This window comes from Acidovorax sp., from assembly GCF_046314175.1.
In the GTDB taxonomy this organism is placed as follows: domain Bacteria; phylum Pseudomonadota; class Gammaproteobacteria; order Burkholderiales; family Burkholderiaceae_C; genus Acidovorax.
Map to the genome: position 1 here is coordinate 20,821 of NZ_JBKBXG010000001.1, position 14,733 is coordinate 35,553.

Annotated in this window: 15 protein-coding genes and 1 pseudogene; 7 read left to right on the forward strand and 9 right to left on the reverse strand. The window is 63.0% G+C overall.

All coding sequences use genetic code 11. The features are described 5' to 3' along the window. Window positions 1–32: 32 nt before the first annotated feature. On the reverse strand, window positions 33–443 hold the full coding sequence (locus ACK4OE_RS00075) for a RidA family protein (RefSeq protein WP_409882207.1): 411 nt from the start codon (window positions 441–443) through the stop codon (window positions 33–35). A 151-nt stretch (window positions 444–594) separates the two neighbouring features. Here ACK4OE_RS00075 and ACK4OE_RS00080 point away from each other — a divergent pair, with 151 nt between their 5' ends. Further along, window positions 595–1,548, forward strand: a complete 954-nt coding sequence (locus ACK4OE_RS00080) for a LysR substrate-binding domain-containing protein (protein ID WP_409882208.1) — start codon at window positions 595–597, stop codon at window positions 1,546–1,548. Between the two features lie 122 nt (window positions 1,549–1,670). Further along, window positions 1,671–2,072 (forward strand): hypothetical protein, encoded by a 402-nt coding sequence (locus tag ACK4OE_RS00085; RefSeq protein WP_409882209.1) that lies wholly within the window; start codon window positions 1,671–1,673, stop codon window positions 2,070–2,072. Between the two features lie 109 nt (window positions 2,073–2,181). On the opposite strand, the gene ACK4OE_RS00090 is transcribed toward ACK4OE_RS00085, so the two are convergent. Further along, complete coding sequence (locus tag ACK4OE_RS00090; RefSeq protein WP_409882210.1) at window positions 2,182–2,661, reverse strand: VOC family protein; 480 nt, start codon at window positions 2,659–2,661, stop codon at window positions 2,182–2,184. A gap of 604 nt (window positions 2,662–3,265) precedes the next feature. Between ACK4OE_RS00090 and ACK4OE_RS00095 the strand changes: the two genes are divergently transcribed. The 3 genes from ACK4OE_RS00095 (at window position 3,266) to ACK4OE_RS00105 (ending at window position 6,170) form a co-directional block, all read left to right on the forward strand. Beyond that, window positions 3,266–3,802 (forward strand): pyridoxamine 5'-phosphate oxidase family protein, encoded by a 537-nt coding sequence (locus ACK4OE_RS00095; protein ID WP_409882211.1) that lies wholly within the window; start codon window positions 3,266–3,268, stop codon window positions 3,800–3,802. Beyond that, window positions 3,799–4,665 (forward strand): YihY/virulence factor BrkB family protein, encoded by an 867-nt coding sequence (locus tag ACK4OE_RS00100; RefSeq protein WP_409882212.1) that lies wholly within the window; start codon window positions 3,799–3,801, stop codon window positions 4,663–4,665. Before ACK4OE_RS00095 ends, ACK4OE_RS00100 begins: the two co-directional genes overlap by 4 nt. 674 nt (window positions 4,666–5,339) lie before the next feature. Next, window positions 5,340–6,170, forward strand: coding sequence for a hypothetical protein (locus ACK4OE_RS00105; RefSeq protein ID WP_409882214.1), 831 nt, complete (start codon window positions 5,340–5,342; stop codon window positions 6,168–6,170). Window positions 6,171–6,908: 738 nt separating this feature from the next. On the opposite strand, the gene ACK4OE_RS00110 is transcribed toward ACK4OE_RS00105, so the two are convergent. After that, the gene (locus ACK4OE_RS00110; protein WP_409882215.1) at window positions 6,909–7,448 is read right to left on the reverse strand and encodes a shikimate kinase; all 540 of its coding nucleotides are present in this window, start codon (window positions 7,446–7,448) and stop codon (window positions 6,909–6,911) included. Between the two features lie 299 nt (window positions 7,449–7,747). After that, a complete protein-coding gene (locus tag ACK4OE_RS00115; protein ID WP_409882217.1) occupies window positions 7,748–8,899 on the reverse strand; it encodes a serine hydrolase domain-containing protein in 1,152 nt (383 codons plus the stop codon). A gap of 251 nt (window positions 8,900–9,150) precedes the next feature. On the opposite strand from ACK4OE_RS00115, the gene ACK4OE_RS00120 reads away from it, so the two are divergent. Further along, window positions 9,151–9,288, forward strand: a complete 138-nt coding sequence (locus tag ACK4OE_RS00120; protein ID WP_409882218.1) for a hypothetical protein — start codon at window positions 9,151–9,153, stop codon at window positions 9,286–9,288. Window positions 9,289–9,512: 224 nt separating this feature from the next. On the opposite strand, the gene ACK4OE_RS00125 is transcribed toward ACK4OE_RS00120, so the two are convergent. The 5 genes and pseudogenes from ACK4OE_RS00125 to ACK4OE_RS00145 all read right to left on the reverse strand — a co-directional run bounded on the left by ACK4OE_RS00125 (window position 9,513) and on the right by ACK4OE_RS00145 (window position 13,641). Then, complete coding sequence (locus ACK4OE_RS00125) at window positions 9,513–9,866, reverse strand: tripartite tricarboxylate transporter substrate-binding protein (protein ID WP_409882219.1); 354 nt, start codon at window positions 9,864–9,866, stop codon at window positions 9,513–9,515. A gap of 5 nt (window positions 9,867–9,871) precedes the next feature. Next, window positions 9,872–10,015: pseudogene (locus tag ACK4OE_RS00130) on the reverse strand (AMP-binding protein); the annotation flags it as partial. 100 nt (window positions 10,016–10,115) lie between these two features. Beyond that, window positions 10,116–11,798 (reverse strand): long-chain fatty acid--CoA ligase, encoded by a 1,683-nt coding sequence (locus ACK4OE_RS00135; protein WP_409882220.1) that lies wholly within the window; start codon window positions 11,796–11,798, stop codon window positions 10,116–10,118. A gap of 150 nt (window positions 11,799–11,948) precedes the next feature. Continuing rightward, window positions 11,949–12,722, reverse strand: a complete 774-nt coding sequence (locus ACK4OE_RS00140; RefSeq protein WP_409882222.1) for an SDR family oxidoreductase — start codon at window positions 12,720–12,722, stop codon at window positions 11,949–11,951. 112 nt (window positions 12,723–12,834) lie between these two features. After that, the gene (locus tag ACK4OE_RS00145; protein ID WP_409882223.1) at window positions 12,835–13,641 is read right to left on the reverse strand and encodes an IclR family transcriptional regulator; all 807 of its coding nucleotides are present in this window, start codon (window positions 13,639–13,641) and stop codon (window positions 12,835–12,837) included. 133 nt (window positions 13,642–13,774) lie between these two features. Here ACK4OE_RS00145 and ACK4OE_RS00150 point away from each other — a divergent pair, with 133 nt between their 5' ends. Then, window positions 13,775–14,731: a YihY/virulence factor BrkB family protein gene (locus ACK4OE_RS00150; RefSeq protein WP_409882225.1), complete on the forward strand. Its 957-nt coding sequence runs from the start codon at window positions 13,775–13,777 to the stop codon at window positions 14,729–14,731. The last annotated feature ends 2 nt before the right edge of the window (window positions 14,732–14,733 follow it).

Consider the following 14,733-nt stretch of genomic DNA (forward strand, 5'->3'; position numbering starts at 1 on the left):
CTTGAAAAATAATGGTATCGAGAGCCAAGGCCTCAGGCCTGCTGCGGTAGTCCTGCGGGCAGCTTCGCAATCACCTTGATCTCAAACTGAAACCCATACAGCCACGTCACCCCAATGCCCGTCAGCGTAGGGTGTGGCGCCTCGCCCCAGAACTCGGGCACAACGCTCCACACAGTCTCAAAGTTCGCCTCGGGGTTGACGACAAACATCGTCACATCCACCACATCGTCAAACGTACAACCTGCCGCTTGCAGCACCGCGTTCAGGTTGGTAAACGCCAGCCGCACCTGCGCCTTCAGGTTCGGCTCGGGCGAACCATCTTCACGGCTGCCCACCTGGCCCGACACAAACAGAAAACCGTTGGACCGCACCGCGGGCGAATAGCGGTTGCGCTCGTACAGCGCCTGGCGGCCGACCGGGAAAACAACATCGCGTGGGGGCATGAAAAAGTCCTTCATTCATCAGTGGGCCTTTGTGGCCCGGGGTTGCTGATGCATCGAATTTAGGGCGCACCGCCCGGTGGATAAACAGGCAACTGTGCGCACCACTGTTCTTAAAATCCAAACAATCCAAGTACGACAGACAGGGCCCACCATGGACCGTTTTGACGCAATGCAGGCCTTTGCCCGCGTCGTGGAATCCGGCAGCTTCACCAAAGCCGCCCATACCCTGCACATGAGCCGCACCACCGTCACGCAGCTGGTGCAACAGCTCGAAGCCCGCCTGCGCGTGAAGCTGCTCCACCGCACCACGCGCACCGTCAAGGTCACCGCTGACGGCGCGGCGTATTACGAGCGCGTGGTGCGCCTGCTGGCCGATGTGGACGACGCCGAAACCAGCCTTTCCACCGCATCCGCCGCGCCCCGGGGCCGACTGCGGGTCGATGTGCCCAGCCCGCTGGCCCGCTTCATCCTCATCCCCGCGCTGCCCGCGTTCCATGCGCAATACCCCGACATCCAGCTCGACATGGGTGTGAGCGACCGCCGCGTGGACATGGTGGGTGACAACGTCGACTGCGTGGTGCGCGGCGGTACCATCACTGACCTGTCCCTGGTCGCCCGCCACGTGGGCGACCTGCCCCTGCGTGTGTTTGCCGCGCCCAGCTACCTGCAGCGCGCAGGCACGCCCGCGCATCCCGAGTTGCTGGACGATGCCGATACCCACCACCGCATCGTTGGATTCCTGTGGGCCCGCACCGGCCGCCCCGTGCCCTATGCCATGCGCCGGGGTGCCGAGAGCGTGCACGTGCAAGGCCGCTACGTCTGCGCGCTGGACGACGGCAACGCCTACCTGGCCGCAGGCCTGGCGGGCATGGGTTTGCTGTGGCTACCCAGCTACATGGCGCTGGCCCACCAGGCCAGCGGCGACCTAGTGCCGTTGTTTGAAGACTGGACCATGGACCCCATGCCCCTGTACGTGGCCTACCCGCCCAACCGCCACGTCAGCACCAAGGTGCGGGTGTTTATCGACTGGGTGGCGGGGTTGATGGCGGTGCATGCGCCGGTGGCGCGGCGTAAGGTGGAGCAGGGAAGTTGTGCTATCTATTAGATATCTGCTATCGCATGATGGGCAAGCGATAGAGCCTGTTTTTATTCAAATTTTGTCTACATGTCGCTTCGCCAACAGGTGTGCGGTGTGACGAAACCATTGCCGAAGGAGCAACGCCAACCATGCGAAAGATTTTTGATTTGAAGACGCACACCGCCGCAGCGGCTGCGCTGCTCACGCTTGTGTTTGTATGCGCCGCCGCAGTTGCTGCAGTTGCTGCAGACTGGGCCTTTGAGTTCAAGCCCATCAACGCGCAGATGGCAATCTATTCAGGTGGTTTGGGCGACCCCGCCATGCCGACCGCCCAAGAGGCCAAAGTGTCCTTTTACGTGCAAGGCAAAGCCGCCCTAGACCTCTTCGACCACATGGGCCCCGATGTGAAAAGCGAATGCAGTTCCGACCCCAAGGCCCGCGTGCGCGTGAAGGAGCACTTGCAATGCTTCCTGTACGCCAAGTCGAACTACAGCTGCTACTTTGGCTTCGATCTGAAAAACGGCAAGGGTATTGCGGGCAGCATCTGCTGAAAGCAGTATTTGCTATTGAATAAATAGCTGCTAACGATTTATAGCCAAGCGCTAGCGGCCAATTTGACTCAGAATTCTGAATTAAACGGCGTAGCAAGCCAAGCAGCAATCAACCGCGCCACGCCGCCTCAATCGCCGCTACATCAATCTTGCGCATCTCCATCATGGCCTCAAACGCACGCTTGGCCGCTGCGCGGTCCGGGTCGTTGATGGCCTGGGTCAGCACCCGTGGGGTGATCTGCCAAGACAAGCCCCATCGGTCCTTGCACCAGCCGCACGCGCTTTCCTGGCCACCGTTGCCAACGATGGCGTTCCACAGCCGGTCGGTCTCCGCCTGGTCATCCGTTGCCACCTGAAAAGAAAACGCCTCGTTGTGGGTGAATGTCGGACCCCCGTTGAGGCCCAGGCATGGGATGCCCATGACCGTGAATTCCACCGTCAGCACATCGCCTTGTCTTCCATCCGGGTAGTCCCCCGGCGCGTGCATGACATGGCCCACGGCACTGTCCGGGAAGGTGGCAGCGTAGAACGTGGCTGCTTCCAGTGCGGTGCCGTCGAACCAGAGGCAAACAGTGTTTTTGCTGGGCATGGCAAGCGTCTCCCGAGTCGAAGATCAAGAGGCCTGAAGCGGCCCCTGATGATCCATTGCGCTGGTGAAAAAGGGTCGCCGAAACCGCCGCAGCGGAGTTTGCCCCTATAGCCATCTGCGCCCCTGCGCAGACCGCTATGGTCGATCCGTTGCAGCCGTTCGTACAGGTGCAGCACTGGCGGAATTGCGACCGGCCTGTTTCTGGCCACGGTACTTGTTCCACAGATAACCGGCCACCGCCATCAAGATCATTTTGCGCATAAGAGCAATCCTTTCAAAGTTTGAGCCTTGAGGTTGGCTCAGGCACGTGGCGTGTGTTGTAGGAATTCAGGTCGATTGGATGTGCGCGCTCTGGTCAGAGTCGTCCCGATGCGCCTGTTCCAAAAGCGCGATATGGAATGCCCAAGAGCCCACTGGCGCGCCTTCGGCTGACCACCAAGCACGCTTGCGAAGCGATCACGGCGTTTGCCCAGCCCCTGCCGAACCCGCCACCGAAACAGCGCGCACGGGCACGGTCAATGGTCGGGCTCCTACAGCGCTGGCCAGGCGGTTGGGGCCCAATCGATCTTTCAATTTCTTGTCAGACTCAACCGGAGATCGCGCCATGGATTCAATCAACCAGAACCAGCCCGAAGACACGCACAAGCACCTGAGCGGCGCCGACGCCACGGAGCGCATCCGGGAAATGGCCGAAGACGCCGAGTCGTGCTTCTTCTGCACCAACGCACCCCACAGCGAAACGCGCGGCACGCGACCCATGGGTGTCGAGAAGGTGGACGAGGCGGGCCACCTGTGGTTCGTGAGCGCGTCTGACAGCCACAAGAACCGCGAGATCGAGGCCGATTCCCAGGTGCGGATCTTCATGCAGGGCTCCAAGCATTCGGGCTTTCTGGTGCTGGATGGCACCGCAAGCATCCATCGCGACAAGGCGCTGATCGATGCGCTGTGGGACCCGATCATGAAAACCTGGTTCACCGAAGGCAAGGACGACCCGCGCGTCACGGTGATCGAAGTCGCACCCGTGTCGGGCTACTACTGGGACACCAAGCATGGCAGCCTGGTCGCGGCCACCAAGATGGTCATTGGCGCAGCCATCGGCAAGACGCTGGACGACTCGGTGGAAGGGCGTCTGCACCCATGATGCAGGGCTTGCGGCGCCTGGGCCGCACCACCACCGGTCTTCCGGTGGTGGGCGTACTCGTTTTGGCGGTCCGCAACTACGTCTTGCACCAAAGCGCAAACCAGGCCGGCAGCCTGGCGTTTTCTTCCGTGTTGGCGATGTTCCCGCTGCTGCTTCTTTTGTCCGCCGCAGCGGGGTTCATCGGACAGCCGGGCGACGCGGCGGCGATGGCCGAACGGGTGCTGGGCTATGCGCCACCTCTGGTGCGCGAGGCGATGCAGCCCGTGGTGCAGCAGGTGCTCGCGCAGCGCAACCAGGCACTGGTCACAGTGGGGTTGGCCATCACGCTGTGGACCGGTTCGTCTGGCATGCAGGCCGTGCGTTCGGCGCTCAATCGGTCCTACGGCATCGACAGGGGCCTGCCATTTTGGAAGGCGCGCATCAAGTCCACGGTGTTCACCGTGGTCGTCGGCTCAGGCCTGCTACTGATCTTCAGTTCCGTGATCGTCATGCCCCGTGTCTGGCACTTTGTGGTCACCAACGTGGCCGCTGACGGCACCGACGTGATCTGGCTCTACGACAGCGTGCGATACGGAGCCGCCTACCTCACGCTGGTGGTGCTGTATGCGCTGCTGTATGGCTGGCTGCCCGACATTCCGCAGCGCGTCCGCACCGTGCTCCCTGGCGCGCTGGTGGGCGCCGCGCTCTGGGTGGCCGCTGCGGCAACGCTGTCGTACACGCTACGCACGGCGGGCAAGCTGGCGTTGATTTACGGCAGTTTTGCGGGGGTGGTTGCCACGCTGGTGTTTCTGTACATCAGCGCGAGCACGCTGATCTATGGCGCGGAGATCAATGCGGTGCTGCGCGAGAAAGAGAAATCTTGAGTGAGGTTCTGAAGCCACCGTTCACTACGTCTGTGCGATGGACGGCGGCAACGCCTCCTTTGCCGTCGGCGTTGCGCATACGACGGGTGTCGGGCAGTTCAAAAATGTTATTAAATATATAGCTGATAGCGCTTTGCAGATAAGCGCTAGAGTCCTATTTGATCCAAAACAACTGCGCTATGCAAGCTGAAAAGGCGGTCGTCAATCCCCCGCGCCAAGCCGCCTCCATGGCAGCGCCATCAATCTTCCGCATCTCCATCTGCCCCCGGCGGAGCGCTTGCCTTTGAACCAGAGGCAGGTGGTGTTCTGGCTGGGCATGGGGAGGGTATCCAAATTTGAGATGGATACCTGCACCCGCGCGGTGCGTGACGAATGGGGATTGTTGCGGTCTGCACTATGCAAAGTGGGCACGTGCTCGAGCCGGTGGCGTCAATGACTGGGATGGGCCCATAACTGACGCCGGCAATCGTTGCCATCTCAGTTGGCCGTGGCTTGCCGTCCGTGGAACACTAACCGGTTGCCGTGCGAGGTGCGCAACGTCAATCGCGGCGCCACGTCACATGTCGTCATACGGCCAGCTTGGACGATGGGGAGTTTCTCAGTAGAGATGTATGCGAGTTTTGAACGGCTAGCAAAAGTCGTACATTCGTACTCCTCCATGTTTAAGGAGCACCATGTCATTAGTCAAGAACCTGCTGGCTGGCATTGTTTTCGGCTCGCTTTCTCTTCCGTCCATAGCGGTTCTTCCTGAGTCGGGTATGTGGGCGATCGGCGCAGAGCTCAACGGTAAACCCGGGCGGGGAATCCAAGTAGATAGCCAAGGTGGCAAAACCTTGATCCTCACCTACTTCGGCTATCGGCCAGATGGCAGTGCCACTTTCATGCAAGCCAGCGGACAACTTCATGGCGGCAAAAGCTTCACTGGCGATCTCGTGGAATTCAAGAATGGACGCGCTCTGGCCGGGCCAGTTCGTGATGGGGAAACGGCAGGAGTCGTTGGTCCGATTTCCGTGACGTTTGAATCCGCAACGGATGGGGTCGTTTCACTACCTGGCGAGCAACCTCAAAAGCTAGTTCGCTTTAGGTTCGAAGATTTTCACCAGCGACTCGACCGAAGCTTTTCAGTCGTCACATTTGGTTCACTGGCAACGATGACGCCGGGCTACATGGCCATGAAGGCGACTGCCGACACGTTGACGATTGAGCACGTGCTTGTAAATCAAGCAAACAAGGTTTGCACCTTTAGCGGTGACTTGGTCCAAGTTGGCAAAGGGTTCAACTCGGCTGGAAAACGTGAGTGTAATTTTGAGTTCAGTGCGCCCCGATACCGCATTGAAAACCTACAGGTTGACGAGTTCGGTATGCTAAATGGCCGAATCCACTATTTGAATTCCGAAGGGCTTCCTTTTGGCTCTCCAGACGACCTAGCAGGTGTCTGCCAGGGAGGAGGATCCGTCTTTATGCTGCCAGACCGGTGCTCCGCGAGGCAGCTCGGGCTGGAGTAGGAGCAAAGAAGGGAAGTGTTGTACTGCACGATACTTCCTGCAATTGCCTACTCACTAGCTCCGGCTTTTGAAGAGGCCTGAAGACGTCAACCCGACCGCTCAGCATTTTGAGGAAACACAAGGATGCCTTTATGAGAAAAATCAGCCGGAGATGCCTGGGTACTGGGGTGCTCGTCGCGTGTTTGGTAAGCGCATGCGGCGGCGGAGACGATGAAAGCACTGCGGGCCCGGCACTTCCTGTCATCACCGTGCAGCCTTCCGATGTCTCCATAGCCGAGGGTGAGTCTGCACGGTTTACCGTCCAGGTAAACGAGACCGCCGGGGTGACTTTCCAATGGATGCGAAATAACACAGCTGTCTATGGAGGCATTCAGGACACCATTGTCTGGACTGGGATGCCGGTATCGTCTTCTGGCACTGTATTCACTGTCAGAGTCACCAATGCAGCGGGAAGCGTGCTCTCCCGCGAAGCGCGTCTCACGGTGACACCTCGTCAAGCCCAGTGAAGGTTAGGGTATCGGCCGGCTGTCGTGCTGGATCGTTGCTTGAGCGGCCGGAGTCGAGGCCGCGCCGAATTCTGGGGGCAGAATTCTTATGATGAAGGGGTGACAACGGACGACTGCTTCTGGCCGAACTCTGCCCCACGCGTCCGAGGCAACAATATCCAGGCTGTCATCAGACTTTCCCTACCCTCCTCATGCCGGGGTTGACGCGCAAGGATTGCGCCCAGCGCCACCCCTACCCCTCCGCCCCTTGCGCCCCCGCCGCCATCTCCAGCTGCATCATGATCATGTTCACCAGCGTGCTCACCGATGGTCGCCCGGTTTCGATCACGTAGTGTGCGGTTTCGCGGTACAGGGGGTCGCGCACTGCGTACAGCTCGCGCAGTTTTTCCATGGGGTTGCCCACTTGCAGCAGCGGGCGGGTGCGGTCGTGTTTGACGCGGCGGTAGATTTCTTCGGGCGATGCGCGCAGGTACAGCACGTTGCCGAACTGGCGCAGCGCTTCGCGGCTCTCGGTGCGCAGCACGGCGCCGCCGCCGGTGGACAGGACCATGCCGCCGGGCTCCTGGGCCACGTCGGCCAGTACCTGGGCTTCCAGGTCGCGAAAGCGCGCTTCGCCTTCCGCTTCAAAGTAGCTGCGGATGCTGGTGCCTATGGTCTGCTCCAGCCGGTGGTCCAGGTCAATGAAGGGCACCCCGGCCCGGTGGGCCAGCTGGCGGCCGATGGTGGATTTGCCGGAGCCGGGCATGCCGACCAGTGCGCAGCGGATCTGCATAGATAGGAAAAAAGGGTCTGGTTGACGGGGCTGCGAGAGAGGTGTTGGGCCTGCTGCGGGCATCACGTGACTGGTCGCCGAGTGTAAGCCGGAGGACTCGCATGTGCCTCTGGCGTTAGCCACGGCATAGCGGCGCCTGGCGCGTGGCCGGTTCGCTTCACCCGACTCGATGTACCCAGCCCGCTGTCCCTATAGGTTTCGAAAAAAGCAGACCCGTTCACGCTGAGCTTGTCGAAGCGCGGCGCGAGGCTTCGACAAGCTCAGCCCGAACGGTTGTGATTCATCGAGCGCAAGTCCCGTCACAAGGCGGCGTACACCAGCGCGGGGTACAGCTCGCACAGATACCGCAGCTGGCCGGGCGCCTGCGTGAGCAGGATGGCAAACAGGTCTTCGGCCGGGTCCACAAAAAAGAATGTTCCGCCCAGGCCGCTCCAGCTGTAGTGCCCGGCCGACCCGGGCCGGGTGGCGCAGCCCGCAGCGGTGCGCACAGCCACGCCCAGGCCAAAGCCGTAGCCCGTGGGCAGGATGTCGCCTGCGGTGGGGATGCCACCCAGGTGGTCGGCGGTCATGAAGTCCACCGTGGCGCGGCTGGCCAGGCGCACGGGGCCGTTGGGGCCTTGGCCGGTGCCGCGGCCCAGCATCAGGTGCAGAAAGCGGGCGTAGTCGCCTGCGGTGGACACCAGCCCGCCACCGGCCGACTCGAACACCGGCGGGGCAGACACGTCGATCAGCGCCACGTCGGCGCCGGTTTGCGGGTCCTTTGCAAAAGGCTCGGCCAGGCGCGGCAAGCTGTGCGCGGGTACCGAGAAGCCCGTGTCCGCCATGCCCAGCGGGCCGAACACGCGGCGCTGCAGGATGGCGCCCAGGGGCGCACCTTCGACCACCTCCAGCACGGCGCCCAGCACGTCGGTGGCGCGGCTGTATTCCCAGCGGCAGCCGGGGGTGTGCACCAGCGGCAGGGGGCCCAGCGCGGCGGCCAGTTCGGCGTTGTTCTGGCGGCGTGACCCGATGCGTGCGGCGCGGTAGGCGTCGGGCACGGCACCGGCCTCCCAGGCGTAGCTCAGGCCTGCGGTGTGGCGCAGCAGGTCGTGCACGGTGGCCTCGCGGGTGGCGGCCGCGGTGGTGCCGGTGGCTTCGTCGTACACGCGCTGGCCTGCAAAGGCGGGCAGGTAGTGCGACACGGGGTTGGCCAGCAGCAGGCGGCCTTCTTCCATCAGCATCATCGCCACCAACGAGGCGATGGGTTTGGTCATCGAATAGATGCGAAACACCGTGTCGGCTGCCATGGCGGGGCCGGGCTGGCCATCGGCCTCGGGGCGCTGCGCACCCACGGCTTCGTGCAGCACGGTGTGGCCCCGGTGGTGCACCAGCGCCACGGCGCCGGGCAGCAGGCCTTGGTCTACATGGGTTTGAAGAACGGTACGCAGACGGGCGAGGGCGGTGGGGTTCATGGGGTTCATGGAGTGCTGGTGGTTGCGACAACCAGGGCGTTTTTGACGGGGATGTTTTTATTCTGCATGGCTAGACCACACCCAATACAGCGAGGTGTTTCAGTCTGTGTCTGCGCCCGCCCGCGCAAAGTCGCGCACATGACTGGAGCGCCCGCCAATCGGTGGGTGATTACCCTGAAACGTTCTGCACAGCGGAATTGGCGGTTGGGCTTGCGGGGCTTCGTTACTAAGCTGAAAGGGCACTGAACGCCATGGCATTTCCCACCGAGTACACCCCGCACGAGATGGACGGCATGAACGAACGCAGCGGCTCCACCGCCAACACCCGCGTCGCGGTTGTGGCAGGCGGCAAGGTGAAGGAAACCAAGCTGACGGATCTGGCTATGTAACGGCCAAGCCAAGCCAGGGCGACTGCGCCCTGTTGCCGCTCCCACAAAAAATGCCCGCCGGAACATCCCTGCAGGCTTTGTTTGGAGTGCTACTCCACGTTCTAAGTGTTTTAAATGCTTTAAGTGTTTTAGGGCTCTAGCGCTTATCCATAAGCCGCTAATAGCTATCAATAATGTAGTGATGGATAGCGCGTAGTAAGGGGTTTGCTCTGCCACGCCATCTGTCAGTCCACCGTGACCTTGGCGTCGCGGATCACCTTGCCCCACTTGGCCGTTTCAGAGGCGATGAAGCTCTCGAACTCTGCGGGAGAGCTGCCCACGGGGATCGTGCCCATGGCAACCAGCCGTGCCTTCACATCGTCGAGCTTCACGATGGCTGCCACCTCGTCGGCCACGCGCTTGACGATGGCGGGCGGCGTGCCCGCAGGCGCCAGCAGCCCGGCCCACGTGCTGCCGGTGAAGCCCGCAATGCCTTGCTCGATGAAGGTGGGCACGCCGGGCGCATCCGGCGTAAGCGCGATGCACTGCGCAAGGCGCCCAGAAACATCGCCGCCTGCCACGGCGAGTTGGCGCCGCACAGTGCAATGCAGTCGCCAGGCTGCAGGCCGTCGCGCTGCAGCCCGCAGGCGATGCGGTCCATCAGCGCGTCGAGCTGGCCGTAGTTGATGACCTCATCGCCCTGCACCAGGGCGGGCTGGTCGGGGCGGGCCTGCGCGTGGTCGCGCACCTGGTCGCGACAGTGCGATACGGCGGATATAAAGGCGCTGGTCTGGGTACGGCGGGAGTGTTCATGCAGGTCTCCGGTTTGGAAGAACGAGCGCAGGGTCTTAGCGTGCAGTTGCCTGCTTTTCTCGCTCCTGCAGCTCGCGCCACTGCACCTTGCCCGTACCGGTCTTGGGCAGGCTGTCCGCAAACTGCACGATGCGCGGGCTTTTGTAGGCGGCCATGTGGTCGTGGCTCCAGTCGATGATGGCCTGCTCGGTCACCTGGCCCTTGTGCGTGTCGCGCAGCACAACCACGGCCTTCACGGTCTCTCCCCGGCGCTCGTCGTGCGCGGCAATCACGCACACTTCCTGGATTGCGGGGTGGGCATACATCATGGCCTCCACTTCGGCGGGCCAGACCTTGAAGCCCGACGCGTTGATCATGCGTTTCAAGCGGTCCACCATGAAGAAGTAGCCGTCCTCGTCTACCTGCGCCAGGTCGCCGGTTCGCAGAAAGCGCTTGCCGTCGAGGGTGATGAAGCTGTCGGCCGTGGCCTGCGGGTTGTTCCAGTAGCCCAGCATGACCTGCGGGCCATGCACCACGATCTCTCCGATCTCGCCCGGGGGCAGCTCGGCAAAGGTGGCCGGGTCCACCACGCGCGCATCCACGTCAAACACGGGGATGCCCAGGCACTGCGGCTTGGGGCGGTGGGGCGGGTTGATGTGCGTGGCGGCCATGGTCTCGGACATTCCGTAGCCCTCCACGTAGTCCAGCCCCGTCAGGTCCTTCAGGCGCTGGGCCACGGCCTTGGGCATGGCCGCGCCGCCGCCGCGAATGGCCTGCAGGCTGCTGATGTCGTACTCATCGATGCGCGGGTTGGCCAGAAAGTCCACCACCATCGTCGAGATGGCCTGCCAGATGCTGATGCGGTAGCGCTGCATGAGCTGCGCCGTAGCATCGCGGTCCCAGCGGGGCAGCACCACCGCGGTGGCGCCGATGAACAGCGGCCCGTTCATGCTGCCCGACAACCCGGTGACATGAAACAGCGGCAACACGGCCAGGTACGTGGCGTCTTGCGTGCGCGAGAACCACTGCACCCCGCCGACCAGCGTGCTCATGGCGGTGCGGTGCGTGTGCATGCAGCCCTTGGGGTGGCCCGTGGTGCCTGATGTGTATGGCATCACGCACAGGTCGTCTGGCCCTGCGGTCAGCGGCCCGGGCGTGCGCTGCTGCGCCAGCATGTCGCTCCACAGCGTGACACCGGGCGCATCAATGGCCTGGCGCGGCGCCGACACAAAGGCGGGCACGGGCAGGTCGGTGGGCACCTGCAGGTAGTCGCTGTAAGCTGCCACGATGAGGTGCTGCAACGTACCTTCGCTGCCCGCCACATCCACCAGCGGTTGCGCCTGCGCGTGCAGGTCCTGCGGCACAAAGGCCACGGTGGCGCCGCTGTCGCGCGCGTAGTGGCGCAGCTCGTCGGTCAGGTTCATGGGGTTCACCGGCACCACCACCGCGTTGGCCCGCAAGATGCCGTAGAACGCCAGAATCCACTGCGGACTGTTCTGCATGTACAGCAGCACCCGGTCGCCGGCCTTGACGCCACACACCTGCTGCAAGAAGCCCGCAATGTGTTCAGCCTGCTGCTGAAACTGGCGGAACGTCACCAGCGTGTCGTAGAACACCAGAAACGGCTTGTCCGGAAACCGCGCGGCCGATACCTCGGCATTGTGAAAAAGGTTGGTCTGCGGCAGCGTGAGGTGGCGCGACAGGCCGGGAGGCCAGTGGGTGAGGTGGCGGTCAGACATGAGGAGCGGGACTCTCTGTTTCCGTGACTATGGAAGGGGGCGTGCGCTGCAAAACTGGCGCGACCCAGGCCAGTGGCCGCCGAGCAAGGGCCGCCCCGCCGCTCTGGCGGCGTCCCCCTCGGGGGGAAGGCGTGTAGCGCCTCAGGGGAGTCAAATCAAACTCGCTCCACCATCCACCACGATGGCATGGCCGGTGATGTGCCGTGACGCATCGGACGCCAGGAACACCACCGCGCCCTTGAGGTCCTCTTCGCCACCGATGCGGCGCAGCGGGGTGCGCTCGATAATCGCGGGCCCCAGTTTTTCGATGAGTCCACTGGCCATTTTGCTGGGGAAGAAACCGGGGCAAATGGCGTTGACGCGAATACCGTAGTGCCCCCACTCGGACGCCAGCGTGCGCGCAAAGTGGATGGCTGCCGCCTTGGAGGTGTTATAGGCGATGGTGTTCATGCCCGGTGGCGTGCCTTTGATGCCCGCCACCGAGGCCGTCACGATGATGTTGCCCTTGCCCTTTGGGATCATGCAGCGCTTGCCCACTTCGCGCGACAGGAAGAACGGCGCGCTCACGTTCAGGTCCATCACCTTGTGCCAGGCGGCGTCAGGGTAGTCCTCTGCCTTGGCGCCCCAGGTGGCGCCCGCGTTGTTGACGAGGACGTCGATGGTGCCAAAACGCTCCAGCACTTGGTCCACCAGACCGGGAATGTCTTCGGTTTTTTGCAGGTCGTTCACCACGGTCAGCACCTCGTAGCCCAGGCCTTCCAGGTGTGCTTTTGCTTCGGCCAGTTCATCGGCCTTGCGTGCGGTGATGGCCAGTTTGGCACCCATCTCGCCCAGGGCTTCAGCCATTTGCAAGCCCAGCCCGCGGGAGCCGCCGGTCACCAGGGCCACCTGGCCGGTCAGGTCGAAAAGTTGTTTCACGCTCATGTGTTGTCTCCTGTTCTTGGGGTGACGCACATGCTATCGGCCCCAGGCCGCGTGGGCTGTCGCGTTGGACACTCTGGCAGGCGTCCGTCCGGTCCGCCCATCCAGAGGCCCGTCAGCGGTACAGCGCCGTTTCAATGCGCGCGACGATCTCGATGAGCCGGGGGCGCACGTCGGTCAGCAGCGCATCCTGCGTGAGGCGAAGTGCCGGGCCGCCGCAGTTGATCACCATGGGGGGTAGCCCGCCGCCTGGCTGAAAGCTGCGCGCAATGGCGTTGACATTTTTCTGCCAGTCGCCGAACGAGGTCGCTACGCCCAGGCTGCGGTAGTCCTGCATGGCATGCTCAATGCGCTGTTGCATGGCGGGCCACCGGGTCTCGCTGCGGTCCCTGATTTGTGCGAGCAACGCGTTCCGGTCATCGACAGTTGCAGCTGCCAGCCAGGCGCGCCCCATTGCCGAATTGGTCAGCGATATGCGCGAGCCCACGTCCAGGCTGGCTGTGTGCGGGGCCGAGCTTCGGCAGTTTTCGACATAGATCATCGACAGGCGGTCACGGGTGCCCAGCGACACCTCGGCGTGGGCAAAGTCGGCCAGCTCCTGCATCAGCGGGCGCGCCACCTGGCGAACGTCCAGTCTCACCAGCATGGCGCTGCCCAGGGACAGCGTGGCAGTGCCCAGGCGGTATTTGCCGCCTTCTTCGACCTGGATGAGGTAGCCCAACCGCGTCAGCGTGGCGGTGAGGCGCGACACCGTGGATTTGGGCAAATGGCAGCGCTGCGCAATCTCCTGATTGCCCAGCAGCTTGTCACCCGCCCGAAAACACGCCAGCACGTCCAGTCCGCGTGCCAGTGCGGTCACAAAGTGCCGGTCTTCCGGGGGGCGCGGCGCGGTGGTGCGGGAGGCAGTGCGGGGCGGCGGCATGCGCGCATTATGGCGAGGGCACTGAGACTGCCGCACTGGCAGCCAGGCGTTTATGCCGGTGTGGGAAAGCGCCTACGGCGCCCGCCGAGAAAGACGGATGGACGACCGGGCCAAGGGGCCTTAGGCTCACGCGATGAATTTACCCCTGAACCTGCAACATCTTGCGCAGCCCCTGATGCCCGCGTGGCGCCTGGTGCAACCCTTTTGGCGCGCTGTGCAAATGTGGCTGGATGCGGATGGCCTGCGCATGAGCGCCGCCATGTCGTTCTACGGCATGCTGAGCCTGGCGCCGTTGCTGCTGCTGTTGGTGGGTGTGCTGGGCTGGTGGATGGACCGCAGCTATCTGGAGAGCAGCCTGATCGCACAGGTGCAGTCGGTCATGGGGCAGCAAGTGGCGGATGTGGTGCAGCAGGCCATGGCCAGCGCCAAAGCCCCGGCACAAGGGCGTCTGGCGTCGATTGTTGGTTTTGTGGTGCTTTTGTCGGGTGCCACTGGGGTGTTTGTCGAGCTGCAGTCCGCGCTGGAGCGGCTGTGGATGCGCGATGGCACCGTGGCGGTGCGCGCTGCATGGTGGCGCATGGCGTCTTTGCGTTTGCGTGGCCTGGCCTATGTGCTGGCGCTGGGCTTTTTGCTGATGGTGTCGCTGGCGCTGTCCACGCTCATCAACCTGCTGGCGGGATGGGCGGGCGAGCGTCTGGCCTTTGCGCCGCTGGCACCGCTGTTCCAGGTGATCAATGAGGTGGTGGCGTTTGGATTTGCGGTGGCCCTGTTTGTGGGGCTGATGCGCATGGGCACGGGCCCCAAGCCGCGGCTGCGCTATCTGGTGATGGGCGCGGTGGTGGGGGCAACGCTGTTTACGTTGGGCAAACAACTGCTGGCGTGGTACCTGTCCACCGCAGCGGTGGTGTCTGCATACGGAGCTGCTGGCTCCTTGGTGGTCCTGCTGATGTGGATCTATTTTTCGTCGGCGGTGTTGCTGTTCTCGGCCAGTTGCGCGCAGGCATTGAGTGATGCCACGCTGGCCACGAAGCGCTCTGACGAATCAACCGCCCGGAGTGCAGCGGTGGAAGGCGTATCGCCCGTGCCCTGAGG

Coding starts and splice junctions, on each gene's coding strand:
- ACK4OE_RS00080 (WP_409882208.1), top strand. CDS start 595: ATGGACCGTTTTGACGCAATGCAGGCCTTTGCCCGCGTCGTGGAATCC.
- ACK4OE_RS00085 (WP_409882209.1), top strand. CDS start 1,671: ATGCGAAAGATTTTTGATTTGAAGACGCACACCGCCGCAGCGGCTGCG.
- ACK4OE_RS00115 (WP_409882217.1), bottom strand. CDS start 8,899: ATGAACCCCACCGCCCTCGCCCGTCTGCGTACCGTTCTTCAAACCCAT.
- ACK4OE_RS00100 (WP_409882212.1), top strand. CDS start 3,799: ATGATGCAGGGCTTGCGGCGCCTGGGCCGCACCACCACCGGTCTTCCG.
- ACK4OE_RS00110 (WP_409882215.1), bottom strand. CDS start 7,448: ATGCAGATCCGCTGCGCACTGGTCGGCATGCCCGGCTCCGGCAAATCC.
- ACK4OE_RS00120 (WP_409882218.1), top strand. CDS start 9,151: ATGGCATTTCCCACCGAGTACACCCCGCACGAGATGGACGGCATGAAC.
- ACK4OE_RS00135 (WP_409882220.1), bottom strand. CDS start 11,798: ATGTCTGACCGCCACCTCACCCACTGGCCTCCCGGCCTGTCGCGCCAC.
- ACK4OE_RS00075 (WP_409882207.1), bottom strand. CDS start 443: ATGCCCCCACGCGATGTTGTTTTCCCGGTCGGCCGCCAGGCGCTGTAC.
- ACK4OE_RS00090 (WP_409882210.1), bottom strand. CDS start 2,661: ATGCCCAGCAAAAACACTGTTTGCCTCTGGTTCGACGGCACCGCACTG.
- ACK4OE_RS00145 (WP_409882223.1), bottom strand. CDS start 13,641: ATGCCGCCGCCCCGCACTGCCTCCCGCACCACCGCGCCGCGCCCCCCG.
- ACK4OE_RS00140 (WP_409882222.1), bottom strand. CDS start 12,722: ATGAGCGTGAAACAACTTTTCGACCTGACCGGCCAGGTGGCCCTGGTG.
- ACK4OE_RS00105 (WP_409882214.1), top strand. CDS start 5,340: ATGTCATTAGTCAAGAACCTGCTGGCTGGCATTGTTTTCGGCTCGCTT.
- ACK4OE_RS00095 (WP_409882211.1), top strand. CDS start 3,266: ATGGATTCAATCAACCAGAACCAGCCCGAAGACACGCACAAGCACCTG.
- ACK4OE_RS00150 (WP_409882225.1), top strand. CDS start 13,775: ATGAATTTACCCCTGAACCTGCAACATCTTGCGCAGCCCCTGATGCCC.